This is a genomic window from Shewanella profunda (assembly GCF_023283765.1).
GTDB classification, from domain to species: Bacteria; Pseudomonadota; Gammaproteobacteria; order Enterobacterales; family Shewanellaceae; genus Shewanella; species Shewanella profunda.
On the sequence record NZ_JAKILG010000002.1, the window covers coordinates 16,986 to 39,810 of the forward strand.

Genomic DNA, 22,825 nt, shown 5'->3' on the forward strand with positions numbered 1-22,825 from the left:
CAAGTTTAATCCGTGTTATCCCAAAGTATTAAGCCACTCTAAGATAACACGGCGTAAACGGGTCATCATTGACTGACTATCGCAGTCCAAGTGCAATCTCCGATGAGAAAGATTGTTTATCAAGGATTTATACCCATAGCGAAAGTTGCATAGACAGTTGGAAACTTACCATAGGCCAGCAAAGCCGCATTGCAGATAATCGTCATTAAACGATGCCTTGAGCGATGCAAGTGCTCAACATCAAAGGCAACTTAAGCCATAGAAAACAATTCTGGCGACCTTGACTGCATAAACTCAATAAACACTCTCACCTTCAGCGGTTGCTGACTGCGTTGATGATACAAAATTGAAATCCGCCGCTGTTCACCCATCCATTCTGGTAATAATACTTTGAGTCGGCCCTCTTTAATCTGCTGTTTTACAAACAATTCAGGGCCGTACAAAATCCCACCATTATCCAATGCCGCCTCAATAGCACCATGTAAATCCGTCAATGTTAGCTTGGTCGGCCCATTAAAATAGAAGGATTCACCGTTTGGATGCTTTAAATGCCAATTAAATAATGGCCAAACTTTGATAAGTTGGTGCGCTTCTAAATCATTTGGATGGGTTAACTTAGGTGCCTTTGCTAAATATTCTGGTGTAGCAAATAAACAGTAATCTAACTCGCCTAATGTGCTCGATACCCATGAAGAATCAGGCTGAGCGCCACCAACAATCGCCACATCAATCCCTTTGTCGATCAAATCAACCAACTCATTGCTCTGGGATATATGCAGGCGAATATCAGGATACAAACGACCAAACTCATTAAGAGCTCGGATAAAGATGATAGAGATAATAGAAATCGGTGCGGCAATTCTCAACGTCCCTTCGGGTTTATCACTGCCAATGCCACTAAGCTCATCAAACTGGGCTATGACACTCTGATAACGCTGAAATAACGCTAATCCCTCTTCAGTCAACCTCAGTTTACGAGTGCTGCGCATAAAGAGTTGCTTATCGAGCTTTTCTTCTAATTTGGCTAACTTACGACTCACGGTCGCAATGGGCATATCCAACTCTTTGGCCGCCTGTGAAAAACTTCCTGCATTCACTAAGTGCACAAAAAGATAAAGAAGCTGTAATTCACCGCCCAAATCATCACTCATATCACATCCAAATTTTTATAGGCTACTTAGGTCTACATATCAACTATATTGCTAAATCATTGTATTTCAAACATAGAATTATTATCTATCCCCCCACAGAACCTCATGCTGCAGGATCCAGCTACTGATGTTAACGGCATGCTGGACGGAGCGCCGAAGGGACACCACTTCCGTGTTGCACCAATTCAAAAGGTGACCGACATTCTGTCATTGATGTACCTTGAATTGAAGCACTGTGAATTGAAGCACCGTGGACGCACCGAAACTCGTATCTTGAGCTCGTTTGGGTATATACGACCATAGCGCAATAGTATCAGTTGCAAATGGTATGTTATTTTGCAGGACAATTTACTGCGCTAGTTCGAATATTACTAATTCAGTTATCGGTATAAATGAACTGCTAAATCTATTTAGTACAGGCATATGTATTTGGATCAAGATGGTACTCAATGAGCCTATCTTACATTGCGAATACCCAATCATAAGGATGAGTGAGGGAATGACACTATTAACCCCGCTGTTTGCCGTCTTCGGGATAATGCTACTAGGTACACTAGTACAAAAATTGAAACTTCTCCCCGTGGAAACGGATCAAGTATTAAACCAATATGTGTACTACATTGCCTTTCCTGCGATCATGCTAATCGCCCTAGCTCAGCAGCCAATTAACGAAATCTTACAATGGGGATTTATTGTAGGCTATAGTGCAGCAATGCTAATTATCTACCTAATTTGTTTAGGTATTTCACTTATCGCCAACCCAAAAGAGCACGCGATTGCTACAATTAGAGCCCTAAATGCCACCTTTGGTAATACCGCGTTTATAGGTATTCCATTACTGATGATAATCTTTCCACAACAACACAGTGCTTTAGTTGCTGCGGCCATTGCCAGTCTGCTATCGGTACTTATGTTTGCAGTCGCGCTAGTATCATTAGAACTTGCCACTAACACCCAAAGACAACACCATGCCTTAGTCATAATGGCAATGGCTGTCGGTAAAAATCCTATCGTTATTGGTAGTTTGATTGGCGTAGGTATTTCGGCGCTGGAGATAAAACTGCCCTCAGGTCTGGCGCTAATGATCCAGCAAATAGGTAACACCTCAAGCCCCTGCGCCCTATTTGCTATTGGTATGGTACTCGCAAAAGCCATGCGGTATCAAAAGGATAGCAAGATTTTTAGTTTCTCAAACTTCCTAGAGTTAGGCCTAATCAACCTTTTTAAACTGGGTATACAGCCCGTGCTAGTCTACTTTATGTTGAAATACTGCGGTGTGCATGGCGATTATCTGATTATGGGCGTTATCCTCAGCGCACTGCCTACAGCAGCCAGCGTTTACTTGCTCGCCCAGCGCTACAATACTCAGGCTTCAACCAGTGCTCAGGGCATTTTATTCGGCACCTTAGTCACTTTTTTCAGTCTGCCCATATTAGAAAGCCTAGTAAGAACCCATGCATAATCAGTTAATTGAAAGTATTTACCGCTAATTATGCCGATTATTTACCCAAGCCACTTTACTGTATATAAAATCAGTATATACTGTTTATCAATACAGTGGTTTGGTATATTTTTCGACAGGAATTCACTATGCTTTGCCAACTCAGCATTAACAACTTCGCTATCGTCCGTTTTTTAGAACTGGATTTTCGCCCCGGCATGACCAGCATCACAGGTGAAACCGGTGCGGGTAAATCGATTGCCATCGATGCACTAGGTCTATGCCTAGGCAATCGTGCCGATGCCAGCAGTGTTCGCCCAGGAGCCAATAAAACCGAGGTCAGCGCCCGCTTTTCCTTGGATGATATTCCATTGGCTAAACGTTGGTTAGAAGACAACGATCTTGAACTCGATGATGAGTGTATCCTACGTCGCACTATCGGTAGCGATGGCCGCTCACGCGCCTACATCAATGGTAATCCAGTGCCGCTGACACAACTCAAATTATTGGGTCAGTTGCTTATAGGTATCCACGGCCAGCATGCTCACCATGCGATGTTAAAGAGCGAACATCAACTCACCCTGCTCGACAGTTATGCCAACCACAGATTACTTATCGATACGGTTGCCGCAAGTTTTCAACGCTGCAAACAAATTGAAGCCGATCTAAAACAACTCGAAGCCTCTCAGCATGAACGGATTGCCCGTAAACAATTAGTGCAATATCAAGTAGAAGAACTCGATGAGTTTGATCTTAAAGTCGATGAATTCGAGGAAATTGAACAAGAGCACAAACGCTTAGCCAATGGCACTGAGCTCATTGATACCTGTCAGGCGAGTCTTGATCTACTGACAGATGGCGAAGAAAATAATATTGAGTCACTACTTAATCGCGTCGTTTCCCTTGCAGAAGATCTGCAAAGCTACGATCCCGCATTAAGCAATGTCAGCACTATGTTGAACGATGCCTTAATCCAAGTACAAGAAAGTGCAGGCGAATTACAGCACTATTTGAGTAAGCTTGAACTCGATCCGACCCATTTCGCCTATTTAGAAGAACGGCTATCAAAAGCCATGCAACTGGCGCGTAAGCACCATGTCAGCCCAAATAAACTGGCGGAACATCATCTAGCATTAAAAGCAGAGCTCAGCACCTTAGACAGTGATGAAAGCAAACTCGAAGAAGTTCAGCAACAAGTCGAAGCGAGCAGAGCAGCTTACCTTAGCAATGCCCAAAAGCTCAGCCAAAGCCGTGCCAGATATGCTAAAGAGCTCGATAAGCTAGTGACTCAATCAATCCACGAACTGAATATGCCTAAGGGTAAATTTACTATTGAAGTCAATTTCCACCCAGAGCAAATGTCAGCCAACGGCAGTGACAATATCGAATTTATGGTAACCACTAACCCTGGCCAACCCTTGCAACCTATTTCTAAAGTGGCTTCAGGTGGTGAACTTTCACGGATAGGGTTAGGCATTCAAGTGATTACGGCGAAGAAAGTTGCCACACCGACATTGATCTTCGATGAGGTGGATGTTGGGATCTCAGGACCTACCGCCGCAGTGGTAGGCCGAATGCTGCGCAGCTTAGGGGAATCGACCCAAGTGCTGTGTGTGACTCACTTGCCTCAAGTCGCAGGTAATGGTCATCAACATATGTTCGTCGATAAATTTAATAAGGCGGGAAGCACTGAGACCACAATGAAGTCGCTCGATCGTGAGCAACGCATTCAAGAACTCGCAAGATTGTTAGGCGGCGATACCATCACCAGCAATACCCTAGCGAACGCAAGGGAACTGCTGCAATAACAGAAATAAAGCAGATAAGGTACAAAGTCACTAAACGACTCTAAATTTCCAAAATCTGCAAAATAAAAACTAAGGGCTAGCTGTTAGCAATGTTAGTTAAAACACCACACTAGCCCTTGCAGACAAATAAACGCAAATACGCCGGCCAAAACATCGTCGATCATAATGCCAAAGCCACCATGGACTTTGGCATCAAGCCAACGAATAGGCCAAGGCTTGATGATATCGAAAAAGCGAAATAGACCAAAGCCGACTAACAACCAAATCCAGCCTGCAGGTGCCGCTATCATAGTAATGAGTAGTCCAGTCACTTCATCCCATACAATCGCACCATGGTCATGCACCCCCATATCTTTAGCGGCTTGACCACAAATGTAAATGCCTGCCAAAGCAGCGAATACAGTCAAACCCAAATACCACCCCAGAGGCAGCGGTGCTAAGAGTAAATATAAAGGGATTGCGGCTAAAGTACCAAAAGTCCCCGGCGCCTTTGCGGCAAGCCCACTGCCGAAACCTAAGGCCAAAAAGTGCACAGGATTTTTTAATGATAGGCGAGTTAACACCTGATCCTTTGACAACCATTTCATTAACATGCTCTTCGATTAAAAGTGCTCGAAACCGTGATACGGCGGCGTAAAGGGCTCACCATTGAGTTGCAACTTGAGCTTACTGCCCGCACAGATTTGTCCAACACGAACAAACTTTGCCCCTGCATGGCTCAAGGCGGTCTCAAGCGCGCCTTTTTGGGACTCAGGAACCGTAAACAGCAGTTCATAATCCTCGCCACCGGTCAGAGCATAACCCAAGGCATGTTCATCGCTAACGGTATCTTGCATCGCGCGGGACAGGGGAATATTAGCCACATCGACAACAGCTCCCACCGCAGAAGCCTTAAGTACATGACCGATATCCGAGATAAATCCATCGGATAGGTCGATAGCACTAGAGGCTAATGAACGCAATGCTTGGCCCGCTAATACCCTTGGCGTCGGACGATAATGACGGTTGATTAGGAATTCTTTATGTTCAGCTCTGGCGTGTTGAGTGCCTCGAATGATATCTAGCCCTAAGGCAGAATCTCCGAGTGTACCTGTGACATAAATCCAATCACCCGCTTTAGCACCATGACGGGTGAGCGCTTTCCCCTGAGGAACTTGTCCATGCACTGTGATGTTAATAGCTCTGGGACCACGAGTGGTATCACCACCAATTAAGGCAATACCATAGTAGTCAGCAGCCTCAAATAAACCTTCGCTAAAACCACTGAGCCAAATTTCATCCACTTCAGGCAGCGTTAAGGCAAGCGTCATCCACGCAGGTTCGGCGCCCATGGCAGCCAGATCGGATAAGTTTACGGCTAAGGCTTTATAACCTAAGGCAGCAGGAGGAATATCGGGGAAAAAGTGGACATTTTCGACTAAGGTGTCGCAGGAGATTGCAATCGACTTGTTTTCCGCGGGTTGCACTAAAGCGCAATCGTCGCCGATGCCAAGCTTCACATCACGGCGAGTGGGGCCGCGGTTGTTAAAATAACATTCAATTAATTGGAATTCTTTCACTGTACAGTTTGGCACGACTTACATCGGCCACCTTTGTTAGCAATGAAAAACGGTATCCTAGGATACCGTTTGTCTTTATTACTTGCGTGCAACCAGTTTGTCGAGCAGTCCGTTCACAAACTTATGACTCTCGTCCGCACCGAAAGCTTTTGCCAACTCAATCGCTTCGTTAATCGCGACCTTGTAGGGCACATCTTTACGGAAAGTCAGCTCATAGGTCGCTAAACGTACTATGGCTTTTTCTACTGGAGACACCTCATCGATCGGGCGTTCCAGATGCGGGATGATAAGCTCATCCAATTGGGTTTTCTTCGTTGCAACGCCTGAAAATAGCTCACGAAAATAAGCTACGTCCACACCGTCGAGACTCTGCTCAGTTAAAAACTCATGCTCGATATCGGCAATGTTATTCCCGCTTAGTTGCCATGAATAGATGGCTTGAACGGCTAAACGGCGGGCCTTGCGGCGCTCAGAAGGCTTCATTATTTTTCCTACTATTACAACTGTTGTTCAAGTTCTTGCAGAACATTGACCATTTCTAGCAGGCTTAAAGCAGCTTCGCCGCCTTTATTACCCGCTTTGGTACCTGAACGTTCAATCGCTTGTTCTATGGTATCTGTGGTCAAAACACCGAAGGCAACAGGCAGATCAAATTCTAAAGCAACTTGAGCTAGACCTTTATTACATTCGCCTGCAACAAAATCAAAATGAGGAGTACCACCACGGATCACCGCACCTAATGCGATAATACCGTCGAATTTACCACTGGCAGCTACGCGACGCGCAGCTAGCGGCAACTCAACCGCACCTGGTACACGGACAACAGTGATATTGTCGTCGCTGACTTGGCCAAAACGTTTCAGCGTGTCAAGTGCACCTTCAAGCAAGCTCTCAACTAAAAAGCTGTTGAAACGCGAAATTACAATCGCAACTTTGGCATTTTTCGCTTCGATATTACCTTGAACTACGTTCATTATCTTACCTAATTTAGCTAAAGCACCCAGCTCGGGGCGAAAAGTGGCGACATGATATCACAGCAAATTGCCCAGAGCCCTATGCAAATTATCAGAAATTGTTAATTTTACTTCGGTGTAACTTTGGGTTTCAGTCCGCCACATACTCGGTCACTTCAAGGCCAAAGCCAGAAAGCGAATGGTAACGTTTAGGCGAGCTAAGCAGGCGCATCTTAGTCACGCCAAGGCTGGCGAGGATTTGCGAACCCACACCCACACGGCGCGACGTCCCCTGCCATTTTGCAGAAGCAGGTGCTTGACCTTGATCTTCGGCTTCAAAGGCTTTCACCTTAGAAAGGATTTCACAGGGATGTTCTTGATTCCCGAGTAAAACCAATACGCCACCTTCTGCAGAAATACGCTCCATCGCCTTTTCGAGTGGCCAGCTGCGTTGCTGATCGCGCTCTGAATGGAGTAAATCGTTAAAAGTATTTTGCAAATGCACGCGCACCAAACAATCTGCTTTCACCTCACCTTTGACTAGGGCAAAGTGCAGTTGATTGTCGATAGTGTCTCTAAAGGTCACCATATCAAACTCACCGAAACGGGTCGGCAATTTGCATTTAGCTTCACGCACAACCGTAGTTTCTTTGGTGTTGCGATATTCAATTAATGCCGCAATAGTGCCAATTTTGACGCCGTGCAACTCGGAGAAAATTTCTAAATCTGGGCGACGAGCCATAGTGCCGTCTTCATTCAAAATTTCAACGATAACGCCCGATGGTTCAAGTCCCGCAAGACGGGCTAAATCGCAGCCCGCTTCTGTGTGCCCGGCGCGAATTAATACACCGCCGTCCTGTGCCATTAACGGGAAGATGTGCCCTGGTTGCACTAAATCAGCCGCTTTAGCCTCTTTAGCCACAGCCGTTTTTACCGTCACGGCGCGATCGTGGGCCGAAATACCGGTCGTCACGCCCTCCGCCGCTTCAATAGAAACCGTAAAGTTAGTTGAGAACTGGGCGTTATTATTCGTGACCATTAAGGGCAGATTTAACTGCTGGCAACGGGCTTTGGTCATGGTCTGGCAAATGAGCCCACGGCCATATTTGGCCATAAAGTTAATCGCTTCTGGCGTCACCATTTCGGCCGCCATGATCAAGTCACCTTCATTTTCTCTGTCTTCGTCATCCATCAAAATAACCATTTTGCCTTGACGAATATCTTCGATGATCTCTTCTATACTGTGCAGCGCCATTGTAGGACCTTATGATTTTGCTGTTGTTATGAAATTCTATACGTAAGTATGGTTATTACCAGTGCCTAACGCACAAACCCAGCACGGGCTAACATTTCCATGGTGACGCCACCGCTCTTACTGTCTTTGCCATCAAAACTCATCAAGCGTTCTAGATAACGGGCGATTAAATCCACTTCGATATTCACCTTATCACCCGCTTGCAGGTCGATTAACGTGGTTTCACCTGCGGTATGCGGCACTATGGTCAAGCGGAATCGGCTGCCATCCACTTCGTTAACCGTCAAACTCACGCCATCAATGGTGATGGAACCTTTATGGGCAATGTAACGCCCAAGCTCTGCGGGGGCGGCTAACCAAAACTCGATAGCTTGACCACGCACTAAGCGTTGCTCAACCGTTGCAATACCGTCGACATGGCCGCTAACCATATGGCCGCCTAAGCGTGTGGTTGGGGTGACGGCCTTTTCAAGATTCACCTTAGTGCCCACTTTATAGTTGGCAAACCCAGTTAGACTCACTGTTTCCGCTGAAACATCAGCCACATAACCGTCGGCTAATTGCTGCACAACCGTTAAGCACACTCCGTTAGTGGCAATACTGTCGCCTAAGCGCACATCATTTAAATCCAATTTGCCACTTGCCACGGTCAGGCGAATATCATCGCCTTTACGCTCCAGTTTGCGCAGGGTGCCAACGGCTTCAATAATCCCAGTAAACATGGTTAACTCACTTAATTAAATAAAGAAGTATCAAGCTTAACGCTTAAGATTAAACGGGTATCTGGCCCTAATTTGCGCTCATCGACCAAAGTTAGTGCAGGAATGTGTGCCATGGTTTGATAATCGGGCAATTGCAGCAGATTACGCCCATGCCCACCGAGGATTTTCATCGCTTGGTATAGCACTAACTCATCGGCAAGCCCCTCTGCTAAAAAAGCGCCCGCTAAGGTTGCACCCGCTTCCACCAGCACGTGATTACAACTTTGGCCTAAATAGTTTAATAGTTCAGGAAGCGAGACACGACCTGCAATTGCGGGTAACAGGAGGCAACTCACATGGGAGGGCAATTGTGCTTGAAACTCTGCGGGATAAGCCACGGTCGAGACCAACAATATTGGCGATACGATAGCCAAGCAGGCGGCCGATAACGGCAAACGGGCACGGCTGTCGAGTATCACTCTTAATGGTTGCAGTAATTGCGCCTCGGTTAGACTGTCTTTTAAACCACCAAGTTCTTGATAACGCACATTGAGCGAAGGATCGTCTGCCAATATGGTTTCAACTCCAGTGACCAGCGCGCAGGAACGTAAGCGTAATCGCTGCACGTCACGGCGGGATTCTGGGCCGGTTATCCATTTAGACACACCATTCGACAGGGCTGTTTTACCATCGAGACTCGCGGCTAATTTTACCGTGACTCTGGGTAAACCTGATTCCATGCGCTTCATAAAGCCTAAATTCAAGGCATAGGCTTCATCGCGGTGTAATCCCACATCCACTTCAATGCCGGCGTCACGCAGCATTTGAATACCGCGACCAGCCACTTGCGGATTAGGATCTTCCACCGCCACGACCACACGTTTAACACCAATATTGATAAGTGCCAAGGCGCAGGGCGGCGTGCGCCCATAATGGCTGCAGGGTTCTAAGGTGACATAGGCCGTTGCGCCGCGGGCGTGTTCGCCAGCCATACGTAGTGCGTGCACTTCGGCGTGGGGCTCACCCGCTTTTTGATGATAACCTTCACCGATGATTTGGTTATCTTTAACGATAACGCAGCCCACACTGGGATTGGGTCTCGTGGTGTAAAAGCCTTTGCGCGCCAATTGAATCGCGCGGCTCATCATTTGGGTATCGAGTACGGACCAACTTATGTTCAAGCTCATGTTCAACCCTGTTGTTAAAGGTTTCGGCTTTCACCTGTCTTATAAAACCTGTCTTTTCACGCTTTTAGCAACTGCACGTCTGCCTTTTTAGGCGACAAAAGCTGAATGACTACTTTTGCAGTTTGGCGATGGCTTCGCCAAATTCAGAGACGTCTTCGAAGGCGCGGTACACAGAAGCGAAACGTATATAGGCGACTTTATCTAGGTTCATCAATTGCTCCATCATTAAGTTGCCGACCATTTCAGACGGCACTTCCCGCTCGCCCGTGGCGCGCAGGGTGGACTTGATTTTGCTGAGTGCTTGCTCGATTTCATCCATAGACACGGGGCGTTTTTCAACGGCACGCAGCATGCCACCTTGGAGTTTTTCTTCATCGAAGGGTTGACGTGAACCATCGCGCTTAATCACCCTAGGCATGACTAACTCGGCACCTTCGAAGGTGGTAAATCTTTCATGGCATTCGGTGCATTCTCGGCGACGGCGCACTTGGTGGCCTTCTGCCACTAATCGGGAATCGATGACTTTAGTATCTGTCGCGCTGCAAAATGGACAATGCATTGAGCCTCCTGCCAGTGAATGGTGGTAAAGCGTTAATGGCTTTACCGGTTAAATCTCGGCCAAACTCAGTGAATTTAAGCCTAAGATTTTACCAATAAAAATGGCCGCGAGATGCGGCCATGGGATTTTATCCTATTTATGGGCTGAGGTTAACTACCTGAGCTTAACAACCTAATGTTAAGTGCCAGATGCTAAGTACCTGATGTTATATGTATCAAGTCAGCCGGCGGTCAATCTCGGCCCTTCATCTTCTTTATGCGAAGATGCGCTGGCAACTTAGCCGTAAACAGGGAAACGTGCACAAAGTGCCAATACTTGGCCCTTCACACGCTCAATCACTGCTGGATTGTTAGCATCATCAAGGATGTCACAAATCCAGCCAGTCAGCTCTTTCGATTCCGCTTCTTTAAAACCACGGCGCGTAATCGCTGGCGTACCGATACGCACACCCGATGTCACAAAGGGTGAACGTGGATCATTTGGCACTGAGTTTTTGTTCACGGTAATGTTAGCGCTGCCTAAGGCGGCATCGGCTTCTTTACCCGTTAAGTCACGGCCAATCAGGTCAACTAGCATTAAGTGGTTGCTGGTTCCGCCAGAGACGATTTTGTAACCGCGCTCAAGGAATACTTCAACCATAGCTTTAGCATTGTTAACCACTTGCTGTTGGTACACTTTAAATTCTGGCTCTAGGGCTTCTTTGAACGCAACCGCTTTACCTGCGATAACGTGCATCAATGGACCACCTTGACCGCCGGGGAATACTGCAGAGTTCAACTTCTTGTACAAGTCTTCATCGTCAGCAGCAGACAGGATCACACCACCACGGGGACCTGCTAAGGTTTTGTGGGTCGTTGAAGTCACAACGTGGGCGTGTGGTACTGGGTTTGGATAAACGCCAGCTGCGATAAGACCGGCAACGTGTGCCATATCGACAAATAAATAAGCACCGATTTTATCTGCGATTTCACGCATTTTTGCCCAGTCAACGATACCTGAATAGGCAGAGAAACCGCCGATCATCATCTTAGGCTTGTGTTCTACGGCCAGACGTTCCATTTCGTCGTAGTCGATTTTGCCAGACTCGTCGATACCGTAAGGAATAATGTTGTATAGTTTGCCAGAGAAGTTAACCGGTGAACCATGGGTCAAGTGACCACCATGAGCTAAGTTCATGCCAAGTACGGTATCGCCAGGTTTTAACAATGCCATGTAAACAGCGCTGTTTGCCTGTGAACCTGAATGAGGTTGCACGTTAGCGTAAGTTGCGCCAAACAGTTCCTTAGCACGTTCAATCGCTAAGGTTTCAACTACGTCCACATACTCACAACCACCGTAGTAACGCTTGCCTGGATAGCCTTCAGCATACTTGTTGGTTAACTGTGAACCTTGCGCTTCCATCACGCGTGGACTGGTGTAGTTTTCAGAAGCAATCAGCTCAATATGCTCTTCTTGACGCAGAGTTTCATTCTGAATTGCGTTAAACAGTTCCGGATCATAATCTGCGATATTCATATCTTTTTTCAGCATTGCTTACTCCAGCAGCCAATTCTTATAGGTAGGGTTGCGCGGTATTCTACTCGGAACGTGACCACAATCCCAGTATTTGAAACATGAAATTCCTGCAGATAGTGCTTGAACTTGGCTCATTGTCGAGTTGAGTTCGGCGCGCAATCGAGTAGAATTAGCCGCATCATTAGTCACTTAAGATAGAGAAAAATGGCTCAGTTTGTTTACAGCATGCTGCGGGTGGGCAAAGTTGTTCCACCTAAGAAGCAGATCCTTAAAGACATTTCTTTAAGCTTTTTCCCCGGTGCCAAAATTGGCGTATTAGGCCTCAACGGTTCAGGTAAATCGACACTACTGCGCATTATGGCGGGGATCGATACCGAAATTGAAGGTGAAGCACGCCCAATGCCGGGTTTGAAAATAGGTTATCTACCACAGGAACCTAAACTCGATCCGACGCAAACCGTGCGTGAAGCGATTGAAGAAGCGGTCTCTGAGGCTAAAAATGCCCTGACTCGCCTCGATGCCGTTTACGCCGCCTACGCCGAGCCGGATGCCGATTTCGACGCCCTTGCTAAAGAACAAGGCGAACTCGAAGCCATTATTCAAGCCCAAGATGCCCATAACTTAGAGTATATCCTTGAGCGCGCCGCCAACGCCCTGCGTCTGCCAGATTGGGATGAGAAAATCGAAGTATTATCCGGTGGTGAACGTCGCCGCGTGGCGATTTGTCGCTTGCTGCTTGAAAAACCTGAAATGCTGTTACTCGACGAACCCACCAACCACTTGGATGCTGAATCTGTGGCTTGGCTTGAGCACTTCCTGCAGGAATATGCTGGTACTGTGGTCGCGATTACCCATGACAGGTACTTCCTCGACAATGCCGCTGGCTGGATTTTAGAACTCGACCGCGGTGAAGGTATTCCGTGGGAAGGTAACTATTCTTCATGGCTTGAGCAGAAAGATGCTCGCTTAAAGCAAGAATCTGCCACCGAAAGCGCCCGTCAAAAAACCATTGCCAAGGAATTGGAATGGGTACGCCAAGGCGCCAAAGGCCGTCAATCTAAGGGCAAGGCCCGCATGGCGCGCTTTGAAGAACTGAACACTAACGATTACCAAAAACGTAACGAAACTAACGAGCTGTTTATTCCGCCCGGACCACGTTTAGGTGACAAGGTCATCGAAGTGAATAACCTGACTAAGTCTTACGGTGACCGCGTATTGATCGACAACCTGTCGTTCTCTGTGCCTAAGGGCGCTATTGTCGGTATTATCGGTGCCAACGGCGCGGGTAAATCGACCCTGTTCCGCATGTTATCGGGCGCTGAAACGCCAGACAGCGGCACGATTGAACTGGGTGAAACAGTACAACTGGCCTCGGTTGAGCAGTTCCGCGATTCGATGAATGATAAGAACACTATCTGGCAAGAAATTTCAGGTGGCCAAGACATCATGCGCATCAACAACATGGAAATTCCAAGCCGCGCCTATGTGGGCCGCTTCAACTTCCGTGGTGCGGATCAGCAAAAAGTCATCGGCACTCTGTCGGGCGGTGAACGTAACCGGGTGCATTTAGCCAAACTGCTGCAAGCGGGTGGTAACGTCTTGTTACTCGACGAACCCACCAACGACTTAGACGTTGAAACCCTGCGCGCACTGGAAGAAGCGATTCTGGAATTCCCAGGTTGCGCTATGGTGATTTCGCATGACCGTTGGTTCCTCGACCGTATCGCGACCCACATTCTGGATTATCGCGACGAAGGCCAAGTGAACTTCTACGAAGGTAACTACACAGAATACTCGGCATGGTTGAAAAACACCTATGGCGCCGATATTGTTGAGCCACACCGCTTGAAATATAAGCGTATGATTAAATAAAAGGTTCTAGATTCTACAAGCCTACAAAATGGAGTTTAGCTCGAAAGGGTTAAGCTCCTTTTTATTCCATTCAATTTAGGGCGTGAATTTTATCGCTATTTCAAGCTGGCACTATTTCAAGCTAGCACTATTTCAAGCTAGCAAAGTAGGCCACCAGCATATCCATCATCACCCTAAGTGCAGGTTGCATATGTTTGCGAGATTGATATACGCCATACACACCGAGTGACTGGGGCTTAAACTCAGTTAACAAAGGCACCAGTTGACCCGAGTCTAAATAGGGTTTTGCCGCCCAAACGGGCTGCATAGCAATCCCCTCGCCCACTAACGTGGCATTGAGTACCACCATGGAATCATTGGCGCTGAAATTACCATTCACCGGTACGTTAAACGCTTGCCCTAGATTTACAGCCTGATCTTGGTTTGAATGAGGCTCGGAATTCAGCGACTGAGCCTGTTTCGCAGCCATATCGGTTTGATAAAAGCGCCACATCACATCGCCAAAGTAGGAATAGGTTAAGCAGTTATGCTGAGTTAAATCCTCGGGATGCAGCACGCTGGCTCGCGCCGCAAGATAACTGGGGGCGGCACATACTACAGATTCACATTCACCCAAGCGCCTTGCGATAAGATTAGGATCGAGCTCATTAGTGATGCGAATTGCCAGATCAATCCGCTCGGCGACCAGATCGACGGTTTGGCTACTCACGTGGAAATTCACACTCGCCTGCGGATAACTGGCTAAGTATTGGCGCACCACGGGCGCTAAGATCTGATGCGCCATAAACTGTGAGCAGCTAATGCGCAATAATCCCCGCGGAATCGCCATACCTGCGTTACTGACCGACGGCACTTCGTTAGCCAGTTCGAGTAATTTATGGCAATAATCCAGCACTTGCTCACCCGCTGGCGTCAAGCTGAGGCTGCGCGTCGAGCGATGAAGCAGCCTAGCACCAGACCATTCCTCCATTTCGCTCAAGTAACGGGTCACCATAGAACGCGACATATCTAAGGCATTGGCGGCGCTAATCATGCTGCCACGCTCAACAATAGTGACAAACACCTTAGCCGCTTCGAGTCTGTCCATTACTTATCTCCACTCACTTTGACTTACTCAAGGGCTCACTCATTACGCACATAACCAAGAGTGCAAGAGTATACGCGGCTATTCATCCGATTTATGCAACAAACATGGGCATTATAACGCATTTATCTAGTGATTTTTGCAACCTATACTTAACTCACTTTCGCAGCAGCTGCAAATCAATGAATGCTAAATCGAACCCTTTACTCTCATCCTGTGACTATAAGTGAGCCCAAAATGAACACATCAAGCTATGCAATACGCAACACAGTTAACGCCACGTTGAAGGCCTCGTCTAAAATCAGCCTAGCTGCCACTTTGCTGCTGGCTGGACTCAGTGCGGTCAATGCTGCGCCATTGCAAGTGAGCCATTTTAATCCGGGCGAAAATAGCATCTTTGCCGTGTCATCGAGCTTTATCAGTGGCGAGCATGAAATGATGTTAGTCGATGCGCAATTTCAAAATAACGATGCCCAAACATTGGTCGATACCATTAAGGCCAGCGGTAAAAAACTGACTCAGGTGTATATCAGCCATAGCGATCCTGACTTTTATTTCGGTTTAGCCGTGATTAAAAAGCACTTCCCCGATGCACAAATCGTCGCGACTCAAACTACTGTCGATGCCATTAAAGCCTCAATGGAAGGCAAACTCGCCTACTGGGGGCCGATTTTAAAAGACAATGCGCCAAGGGAATTAGTGTTACCTAAGGCGATTCACAGTGACACTTTTACTATCGACGGTGAGCAAGTGATTATTAAAGGTTTTAATGATAAACACCCTAAACACACTTTCCTGTGGGTGCCATCGGCAAAAACCATTACAGGTGGCGTAGAAGTATTTGATAACACGCATGTTTGGATGGCAGACAGTCAAACTGCCTCTGAGCGGCAGGAATGGTTAACCCATTTAGATGCAATGGAAAAACTGCTGCCGACTACCGTTATCCCAGGTCACTACTTAGGCGAGGCTCGCTTTGATACCCGCGCCATCGGTTTTACCCGTGAATATGTAAAAGCCTTTGAAGTGGCGGCAAAAGCCTCGAAGGATTCAGCCCAATTAATCCAAAAGATGTTAGCACTATACCCACAAATGCCAGCCGATGCAGGGCTAGAGATCAGCGCCAAAGTTTACATGGGCGAAATGACCTGGCCTATGTAAGCCCATCGAGATTAGCCGTTAGGTGGACTGAGGCACGTACTAGATTGCGTGCCTAATATATCGTTTTAAAAAGCTTTAGTTAAAAATGTCAGAATCTAAGAGGTTTAGAATGCACAGCCAAACTCACCAAACGCGCACTCTGCACGCCATTATCGATCCTTTATGTGGCTGGTGTTATGCGGCAGCGCCTTTACTCGACGTTGCAGCCAAAGCTGGCTTTACCATTAAGCTCCACGGCGGCGGTATGCTCACGGGCCCAAGACGTAAACAAATCGATGCTAACTGGCGCGACTATGTTATGCCGCATGACTTGCGCATTGCCGAGTTAACCGGACAGACTTTTGGGGAAAACTATTTCGACGGTCTGCTGCGTGATACCACAATCGTACTCGACTCGGCGCCGCCCATTAAAGCCATGCTCGCAGTCGAAGCTATAGGCGGCGACAGTTTAGCCTATCTACACTCAGTGCAACTCGCCCATTACCGTGATGGCCACAGTGCCAGTGATGAAGGCAATCTCGCAAGAATAGCCACAGAGCTTGGGCTCGACCCAGCAGCCTTTGCGCTACATTACGCCCAAGGAGAAGGCAAACTGTATAAGCATATTGCCGCGTCACGCGCGCTGCTCAATCAAATTGGTGCCCAAGGCTTTCCTTCGATGGCGATGGAGGCAGAGGACGGCAAACTAACTGCCATTAATATCAACCGCTTCTACGGCCAACCCGCCCAGTGGTTAAGCCACCTAGAAACACAATTTGATGACCATAATGAATAACCCTGATGCCTTTATAACCAAGCAAGCTGAGGTGCATATGATTGAAAAACACGGATCACAGGCGCATTTAACCACTGAAGCCCAATTATTAAGGCAAACCGAGGCTAATCTCGCCATCGTAAAAAGTACCTATGAAGGACAAAATTCAGCCGAAAACGCCCATAACCTGCAGCAAGCGCTGGCGGTAGATGCACGCTGGACAGAGGCAGAAAGATTTCCCTATGCAGGTACTTACATAGGTTTTAGCGATATAGCCACCAATGTGTTTGATAGACTAGGAACCGAGTGGGATAACTATCGCGTCATGATTGAAGACTATGTCGCTCAAGGAGATAAAGTCTTTGCCTACGGTACTTATACAGGCCGTTATGTAAAAACGGGTAAAACCTTTAGCGCGCGAGTTGCTCATCTTTGGCAATTACACCAAGGTAAAATCATCAGCTTTGAGCAGTTTGTGGATAGCAAAACCGTTGTGAATGCCATGCAATAATTGAACAACCATCACACAGCAAGGCAGACTTATTCCATAAGCTCGCCTTGTTGCTTGCCGCCTTGAGACCTTATCCGTATTATTTTGTTTTTCAATATATTGCGTTTAGCCAATACCATCTCAGTATAGAAAACACCCTAATTGCCAAATTAATTGTCTTAATTGGATGAAAAACACAATTTCTTTCACTTTCGTGAGCTTAACTTTACAAACTTTTACCCAATAAGCGTACGTTATTCATTAGAATAGCCATCATAGCGCTATCGCCCTCTTAACAGCCTTTGTGCGAGATAATCATTCCAATGAAAAAAACCATTATTGCCATAGCCCTGCTTGCAGTTGTTGCCGCAGCAGTAAGTTTTAGTGATGTCCTTCAAGCGGCTAAACCCGAGAGCGCCCCACATCTAATGCGCACTGTTCCCGTGGTGACAGGTGAAGTGGTTGAGCATCCGCTGGCGCAATCTATTTCGCTTATTGGCAAACTCGCCGCAGAACGCGCTGTAGTGGTTGCCCCCCAAGTCACTGGCAAAATAAAACAAATCGCAGTCACATCAAACCAAGCCGTGAAAAAAGGCCAGCTCTTAATCGAACTCGATGATATGAAAACACAGGCCGCAGTGGCCGAAGCTAATGCATACCTAAATGATGAGAAGCGTAAACTTAAAGAATTTGAAAAACTGATCAGCCGTAATGCGATTACTCAAACCGAAATTGATGCGCAAAAAGCAAGTGTAGATATTGCGCAGGCACGTTTAGCCTCTGCCCAAGCGGATTTGCATTATCACTCACTCATAGCACCATTTGCGGGTAAAACCGGTTTAATTAATTTCAGCGAAGGCAAGATGGTGAGTGTCGGAACTGAGCTGATGACATTGGATGATTTATCCAGCATGCGCCTCGATCTGCAGGTTCCTGAGCATTTCCTAGCGCAGCTCAGCATTGGTATGCCCGTTTCGGCCACAAGCCGTGCCTGGCCTGGTGAAACCTTTATGGGCAAAGTGGTGGCTATCGATCCGAGAGTGAATGAAGAAACATTGAACCTAAAGATCCGCGTGCAATTCGACAATCCTAAAGATCGTGTAAAACCCGGCATGATGATGTCATCTACCATCACATTCCCCGCCATATCTGCACCGATCGTGCCTGTCCAAGCCTTGGAATACTCAGGTACAAAACGCTATGTCTATGTTGTTGGCGACGACCATATTGCCCAGCGTACGGAGGTGATTTTAGGTGCTCGTGTTGGTGATCAAGTGCTTATCGATAGCGGTTTAAAAATTGGCGATAAAGTCGTGGTTCAAGGGTTAGTGAACATGCGCGATGGCTTAAAAATCAATGAGGTTACACTCGGGTCTAAAAATACGGCTAGTCCAGAGCAAGCAGCAAAACCTTCAAATGCTAAAGCGACGGAGACCAAATAATGTGGCTGTCCGATGTTTCAGTTAAACGCCCCGTCGTTGCAATCGTTTTAAGCCTGTTGCTATGCGTATTCGGTTTTGTGTCTTTCACTAAACTGTCGGTACGTGAAATGCCCGATGTTGAAAGCCCAGTGGTCACCATCAGTACCAGTTACTCCGGTGCTTCCGCGGCCATTATGGAAAGCCAAATCACTAAAACCCTCGAAGATGAACTCACAGGGATCAGTGGTATTGATGAAATCACCTCTACCACACGTAATGGTAGCTCACGTATCACGGTTAAATTTCTCCTTGGCTGGAATTTAACCGAAGGTGTAAGCGACGTCCGTGATGCGGTTGCCCGCGCCCAACGTCGCCTTCCAGAAGATGCTAAAGATCCCGTGGTTTCTAAAGACAATGGTTCGGGTGAACCTTCTGTCTATGTCAACTTAAGTTCTAGCATGATGGACCGCACCCAATTGACCGATTATGCCCAGCGCGTATTGGAAGATAGATTCAGCCTGATCAGCGGTGTCAGCTCTATCAGTATTTCAGGTGGTTTATATAAGGTTATGTACGTCAAGCTCAGACCCGAGCAAATGGCAGGACGTAACGTGACCGTCACGGATATCACCAATGCATTGCGTAAGGAAAACGTAGAAACACCCGGTGGGCAAGTTCGTAATGACACCACTGTCATGTCAGTGAGGACGAAACGTCTATATTACACACCAAAGGATTTTGACTATTTAGTGGTACGCACCGCCAGCGATGGTACGCCTATCTATTTAAAAGATGTGGCCGATGTCGCCGTTGGCGCACAGAATGAAAACTCAACCTTTAAAAGCGATGGTATTGTAAACCTCAGTTTAGGGATTATTACTCAGTCCGATGCCAACCCATTAGTGGTGGCCCAAGAGGTGCACAAAGAAGTCGATCGCGTACAAAATTTTCTTCCCGAAGGGACAAGTCTAGTGGTCGACTTCGATTCAACTGTCTTTATCGACCGTTCAATCAACGAGGTCTATAACACCCTCTTTGTGACGGGCGCCTTAGTGGTATTGGTGCTCTATATCTTTATTGGGCAAGTTAGGGCGACATTAATCCCTGCGGTGACAGTGCCCGTATCACTTATTTCAGCATTTATCGCTGCTAATATATTTGGTTACTCGATTAACTTATTGACCTTAATGGCATTAATTCTCGCCATTGGCCTAGTCGTCGATGATGCCATTGTGGTGGTCGAAAACATATTCCACCATATAGAAAAAGGGGAAGAACCGCTGCTTGCGGCCTATAAAGGCACCCGTGAAGTGGGTTTTGCGGTTGTTGCCACAACGGCTGTGTTGGTGATGGTGTTTCTGCCTATATCATTTATGGAAGGTATGGTCGGACTGCTATTTACTGAATTTTCGGTAATGCTTGCGGTATCTGTGATGTTCTCGTCACTCATCGCATTAACACTTACCCCCGTCCTTAGCAGTAAATTGCTCAAAGCTAATGTCAAACCCAATCGCTTTAATCGCTGGGTCGATAGCGGTTTTGTACGAATGGAAAAGGTTTACCGCGCAGGTGTGGCTAAAGCGATTCAATTTCGCCTTATCGCCCCATTAGTGATCTTAGCTTGCATGGGTGGCAGCGTTTGGTTAATGCAACAGGTTCCGTCACAACTGGCACCACAGGAAGACCGTGGCGTGTTATACGCCTTTGTGAAAGGCGCTGAAGGCACCAGTTATAACCGCATGACAGCCAACATGGACATAGTTGAAGACAGACTCATGCCTTTACTCGGTCAAGGTGTGTTGCGCTCCTTTAGTGTGCAAGCTCCCGCCTTTGGTGGCCGTGCAGGCGATCAAACAGGCTTTGTTATCATGCAGTTAGAAGATTGGGAACACAGAGATGTCACAGCGCAGCAAGCCCTTGGTATTATTAGTTCTGCCCTAAAAGATATCCCCGATGTGATGGTTCGCCCTATGATGCCAGGCTTTAGAGGGCAATCGAGCGAACCCGTACAATTTGTGCTTGGCGGCTCCGATTATAGTGAGCTGTTTAAATGGGCGCAGATCTTAAAAGAGGAAGCTAACGCTAGCCCTATGATGGAAGGTGCAGACTTAGACTACGCCGAAACCACACCAGAGCTGATTGTGACCGTAGATAAAGAACGCGCTGCTGAACTTGGGATCAGTGTCGATGAAGTTTCGCAAACCCTAGAAGTGATGCTCGGTGGCCGCACAGAAACCACCTATGTTGATCGCGGTGAAGAATACGATGTCTATCTACGTGGCGATGAAAACAGCTTTGATAACGTCGGTGACTTAAGCCAAATCTATATGCGCTCCGCAAAAGGTGAATTAGTCACCTTAGACACTGTGACTCATATTGAAGAAGTTGCCTCGGCGCAAAAACTCAGCCACACCAACAAGCAAAAATCGATCACGCTAAAGGCCAACATCAGTGAGGGTTATACCTTAGGTGAATCACTAGAGTTCTTAGAAAATAAAGCAATCGAATTATTACCTAAGGATATTTCCGTTAGCTACACGGGTGAATCTAAACAGTTTAAGGAAAACCAAAGCAGTATTCTGATTGTATTTGGCTTAGCTTTGCTGGTGGCTTATCTTGTCTTAGCCGCTCAGTTTGAGAGCTTTATTAACCCGTTAGTTGTGATGTTTACTGTACCTATGGGCGTATTTGGTGGTTTCTTAGGCCTCTTAGTCACCAGTCAAGGCATCAATATCTACAGCCAAATCGGTATGATCATGCTTATCGGTATGGTGACCAAAAATGGTATTTTAATTGTTGAATTTGCTAACCAATTACGAGACCGAGGTTTTGAGCTTGATAAAGCCATTATTGATGCATCGACCCGTCGTTTACGGCCAATCTTAATGACAGCCTTCACCACACTTGTCGGTGCCGTCCCCCTCATTTTCTCAACGGGTGCGGGCTCAGAAAGTCGTATTGCCGTAGGTACAGTGGTGTTCTTTGGGATGGCATTTGCCACCTTTGTAACACTATTTGTGATCCCCGCCATGTACCGGTTAATCTCGGCAGCAACCCATTCACCGGGTTATGTTGAAGCAAAACTGGAAGCGGCTATCAAGGCACAGGAGTTAGCCGCGCAAGAAGCGGCCAAACAAAATGAGTTAATGCCTAAAACGTAAATGCGATTACTCAACAAAGGCCAAGGCGCAAAGCGGCTTGGCCTTTTGTTTTATGGGTATAACTGGGGTTCATCAACAACATTCATCGAATATAAAATTCACCAAATTTGCTCATTAGCCCACGAATAACGCCCTATGCATTCGGGGTCATCTTTGTATGTTATAGTGTTTCCCTCCCCCTCGGCTGGATATCATCTTGAAAAAAATCGCTTTATTTGTCGATGTGCAAAACATCTATTACACCTGCCGCGAAGCCTATGGTCGTCAATTTAATTACCGTAAATTGTGGCAGCACTTAGGCTACGAGGGAGACATAGTGCTGGCTGTTGCTTATGCCATCCACAAAGGTGACGATGGGCAGTTGAAATTCCAAGACGCGCTAAAGCACATAGGTTTTGAGGTAAAGTTAAAGCCGTTTATCCAACGCAGCGATGGTTCGGCCAAAGGCGATTGGGATGTGGGCATTACAATTGATGTGATGGAAGCGGCGAGCGAGGTGGATACTGTAATTTTGTTATCTGGGGATGGCGATTTCGATCTCTTGCTGGAAAAGGTCGCACAAAAATATGGGGTTGAAACCCAAGTGTATGGCGTCCCCACTCTTACGGCAAAATCCTTAAGGGATGCGACTAATCAGTTTCATCCGATAGATGAGGCTTTACTGCTTTAAGTTAAAAACCGTGACTGTATATTCGACATCAGCACCACAAAGCAAAAGGCCTGTTTTCACAGGCCTTTAACACGATAAACTCA

General features: G+C 46.9%; 20 protein-coding genes. 9 read left to right on the top strand and 11 right to left on the bottom strand.

Annotated elements, in window-relative coordinates:
• Positions 1–251: 251 nt before the first annotated feature.
• Positions 252–1,151: a LysR family transcriptional regulator LldR gene (lldR, locus tag L2744_RS01125; protein WP_248990322.1), complete on the bottom strand. Its 900-nt coding sequence runs from the start codon at positions 1,149–1,151 to the stop codon at positions 252–254.
• A 499-nt stretch (positions 1,152–1,650) separates the two neighbouring features.
• On the opposite strand from lldR, the gene L2744_RS01130 reads away from it, so the two are divergent.
• Positions 1,651–2,613: an AEC family transporter gene (locus tag L2744_RS01130; protein WP_248990323.1), complete on the top strand. Its 963-nt coding sequence runs from the start codon at positions 1,651–1,653 to the stop codon at positions 2,611–2,613.
• A 128-nt stretch (positions 2,614–2,741) separates the two neighbouring features.
• Positions 2,742–4,400 (top strand): DNA repair protein RecN, encoded by a 1,659-nt coding sequence (recN, locus tag L2744_RS01135; protein WP_248990324.1) that lies wholly within the window; start codon positions 2,742–2,744, stop codon positions 4,398–4,400.
• 92 nt (positions 4,401–4,492) lie between these two features.
• Here the strand turns inward: recN and L2744_RS01140 are convergent, their stop codons facing one another.
• From L2744_RS01140 to glyA, 9 genes are all read right to left on the bottom strand, one after another.
• On the bottom strand, positions 4,493–4,987 hold the full coding sequence (locus L2744_RS01140) for a phosphatidylglycerophosphatase A family protein (RefSeq protein ID WP_248990325.1): 495 nt from the start codon (positions 4,985–4,987) through the stop codon (positions 4,493–4,495).
• 15 nt (positions 4,988–5,002) lie between these two features.
• On the bottom strand, positions 5,003–5,959 hold the full coding sequence (gene thiL, locus L2744_RS01145) for a thiamine-phosphate kinase (protein ID WP_248990484.1): 957 nt from the start codon (positions 5,957–5,959) through the stop codon (positions 5,003–5,005).
• 78 nt (positions 5,960–6,037) lie between these two features.
• Positions 6,038–6,442 carry a transcription antitermination factor NusB gene (gene nusB / locus L2744_RS01150; protein ID WP_248990326.1) on the bottom strand — a complete coding sequence of 135 codons (405 nt, stop codon included), beginning with the start codon at positions 6,440–6,442 and terminating at the stop codon, positions 6,038–6,040.
• A 14-nt stretch (positions 6,443–6,456) separates the two neighbouring features.
• Entirely contained in the window at positions 6,457–6,933 is a 477-nt protein-coding gene (gene ribH / locus L2744_RS01155; protein ID WP_198780709.1) for a 6,7-dimethyl-8-ribityllumazine synthase, read from the bottom strand.
• Positions 6,934–7,063: 130 nt separating this feature from the next.
• A complete protein-coding gene (gene ribBA / locus L2744_RS01160) occupies positions 7,064–8,167 on the bottom strand; it encodes a bifunctional 3,4-dihydroxy-2-butanone-4-phosphate synthase/GTP cyclohydrolase II (protein ID WP_248990327.1) in 1,104 nt (367 codons plus the stop codon).
• A 65-nt stretch (positions 8,168–8,232) separates the two neighbouring features.
• Positions 8,233–8,889, bottom strand: a complete 657-nt coding sequence (locus L2744_RS01165) for a riboflavin synthase (protein WP_248990328.1) — start codon at positions 8,887–8,889, stop codon at positions 8,233–8,235.
• An 11-nt stretch (positions 8,890–8,900) separates the two neighbouring features.
• A complete protein-coding gene (gene ribD / locus L2744_RS01170; protein ID WP_248990329.1) occupies positions 8,901–10,055 on the bottom strand; it encodes a bifunctional diaminohydroxyphosphoribosylaminopyrimidine deaminase/5-amino-6-(5-phosphoribosylamino)uracil reductase RibD in 1,155 nt (384 codons plus the stop codon).
• A gap of 109 nt (positions 10,056–10,164) precedes the next feature.
• Positions 10,165–10,614 (bottom strand): transcriptional regulator NrdR, encoded by a 450-nt coding sequence (nrdR, locus tag L2744_RS01175; protein ID WP_105251748.1) that lies wholly within the window; start codon positions 10,612–10,614, stop codon positions 10,165–10,167.
• A 276-nt stretch (positions 10,615–10,890) separates the two neighbouring features.
• A complete protein-coding gene (gene glyA / locus L2744_RS01180) occupies positions 10,891–12,144 on the bottom strand; it encodes a serine hydroxymethyltransferase (RefSeq protein WP_248990330.1) in 1,254 nt (417 codons plus the stop codon).
• A 189-nt stretch (positions 12,145–12,333) separates the two neighbouring features.
• Here glyA and ettA point away from each other — a divergent pair, with 189 nt between their 5' ends.
• A complete protein-coding gene (ettA, locus tag L2744_RS01185) occupies positions 12,334–14,001 on the top strand; it encodes an energy-dependent translational throttle protein EttA (protein ID WP_248990331.1) in 1,668 nt (555 codons plus the stop codon).
• 127 nt (positions 14,002–14,128) lie between these two features.
• On the opposite strand, the gene L2744_RS01190 is transcribed toward ettA, so the two are convergent.
• Positions 14,129–15,088, bottom strand: a complete 960-nt coding sequence (locus L2744_RS01190) for a LysR family transcriptional regulator (RefSeq protein WP_248990332.1) — start codon at positions 15,086–15,088, stop codon at positions 14,129–14,131.
• A gap of 234 nt (positions 15,089–15,322) precedes the next feature.
• On the opposite strand from L2744_RS01190, the gene L2744_RS01195 reads away from it, so the two are divergent.
• The 6 genes from L2744_RS01195 to L2744_RS01220 all read left to right on the top strand — a co-directional run bounded on the left by L2744_RS01195 (position 15,323) and on the right by L2744_RS01220 (position 22,742).
• Positions 15,323–16,246 (top strand): MBL fold metallo-hydrolase, encoded by a 924-nt coding sequence (locus tag L2744_RS01195; protein ID WP_248990333.1) that lies wholly within the window; start codon positions 15,323–15,325, stop codon positions 16,244–16,246.
• 109 nt (positions 16,247–16,355) lie between these two features.
• Entirely contained in the window at positions 16,356–17,021 is a 666-nt protein-coding gene (locus tag L2744_RS01200) for a DsbA family protein (RefSeq protein WP_248990334.1), read from the top strand.
• Positions 17,014–17,511 (top strand): nuclear transport factor 2 family protein, encoded by a 498-nt coding sequence (locus tag L2744_RS01205; RefSeq protein WP_248990335.1) that lies wholly within the window; start codon positions 17,014–17,016, stop codon positions 17,509–17,511. The genes L2744_RS01200 and L2744_RS01205 overlap by 8 nt, the downstream gene beginning before the upstream one ends.
• 302 nt (positions 17,512–17,813) lie before the next feature.
• Positions 17,814–18,932, top strand: coding sequence for an efflux RND transporter periplasmic adaptor subunit (locus L2744_RS01210; protein WP_248990336.1), 1,119 nt, complete (start codon positions 17,814–17,816; stop codon positions 18,930–18,932).
• Entirely contained in the window at positions 18,932–22,072 is a 3,141-nt protein-coding gene (locus L2744_RS01215; protein WP_248990337.1) for a multidrug efflux RND transporter permease subunit, read from the top strand. The genes L2744_RS01210 and L2744_RS01215 overlap by 1 nt, the downstream gene beginning before the upstream one ends.
• 196 nt (positions 22,073–22,268) lie before the next feature.
• Positions 22,269–22,742, top strand: a complete 474-nt coding sequence (locus L2744_RS01220) for a LabA-like NYN domain-containing protein (protein WP_248990338.1) — start codon at positions 22,269–22,271, stop codon at positions 22,740–22,742.
• Positions 22,743–22,825 lie beyond the last annotated feature (83 nt).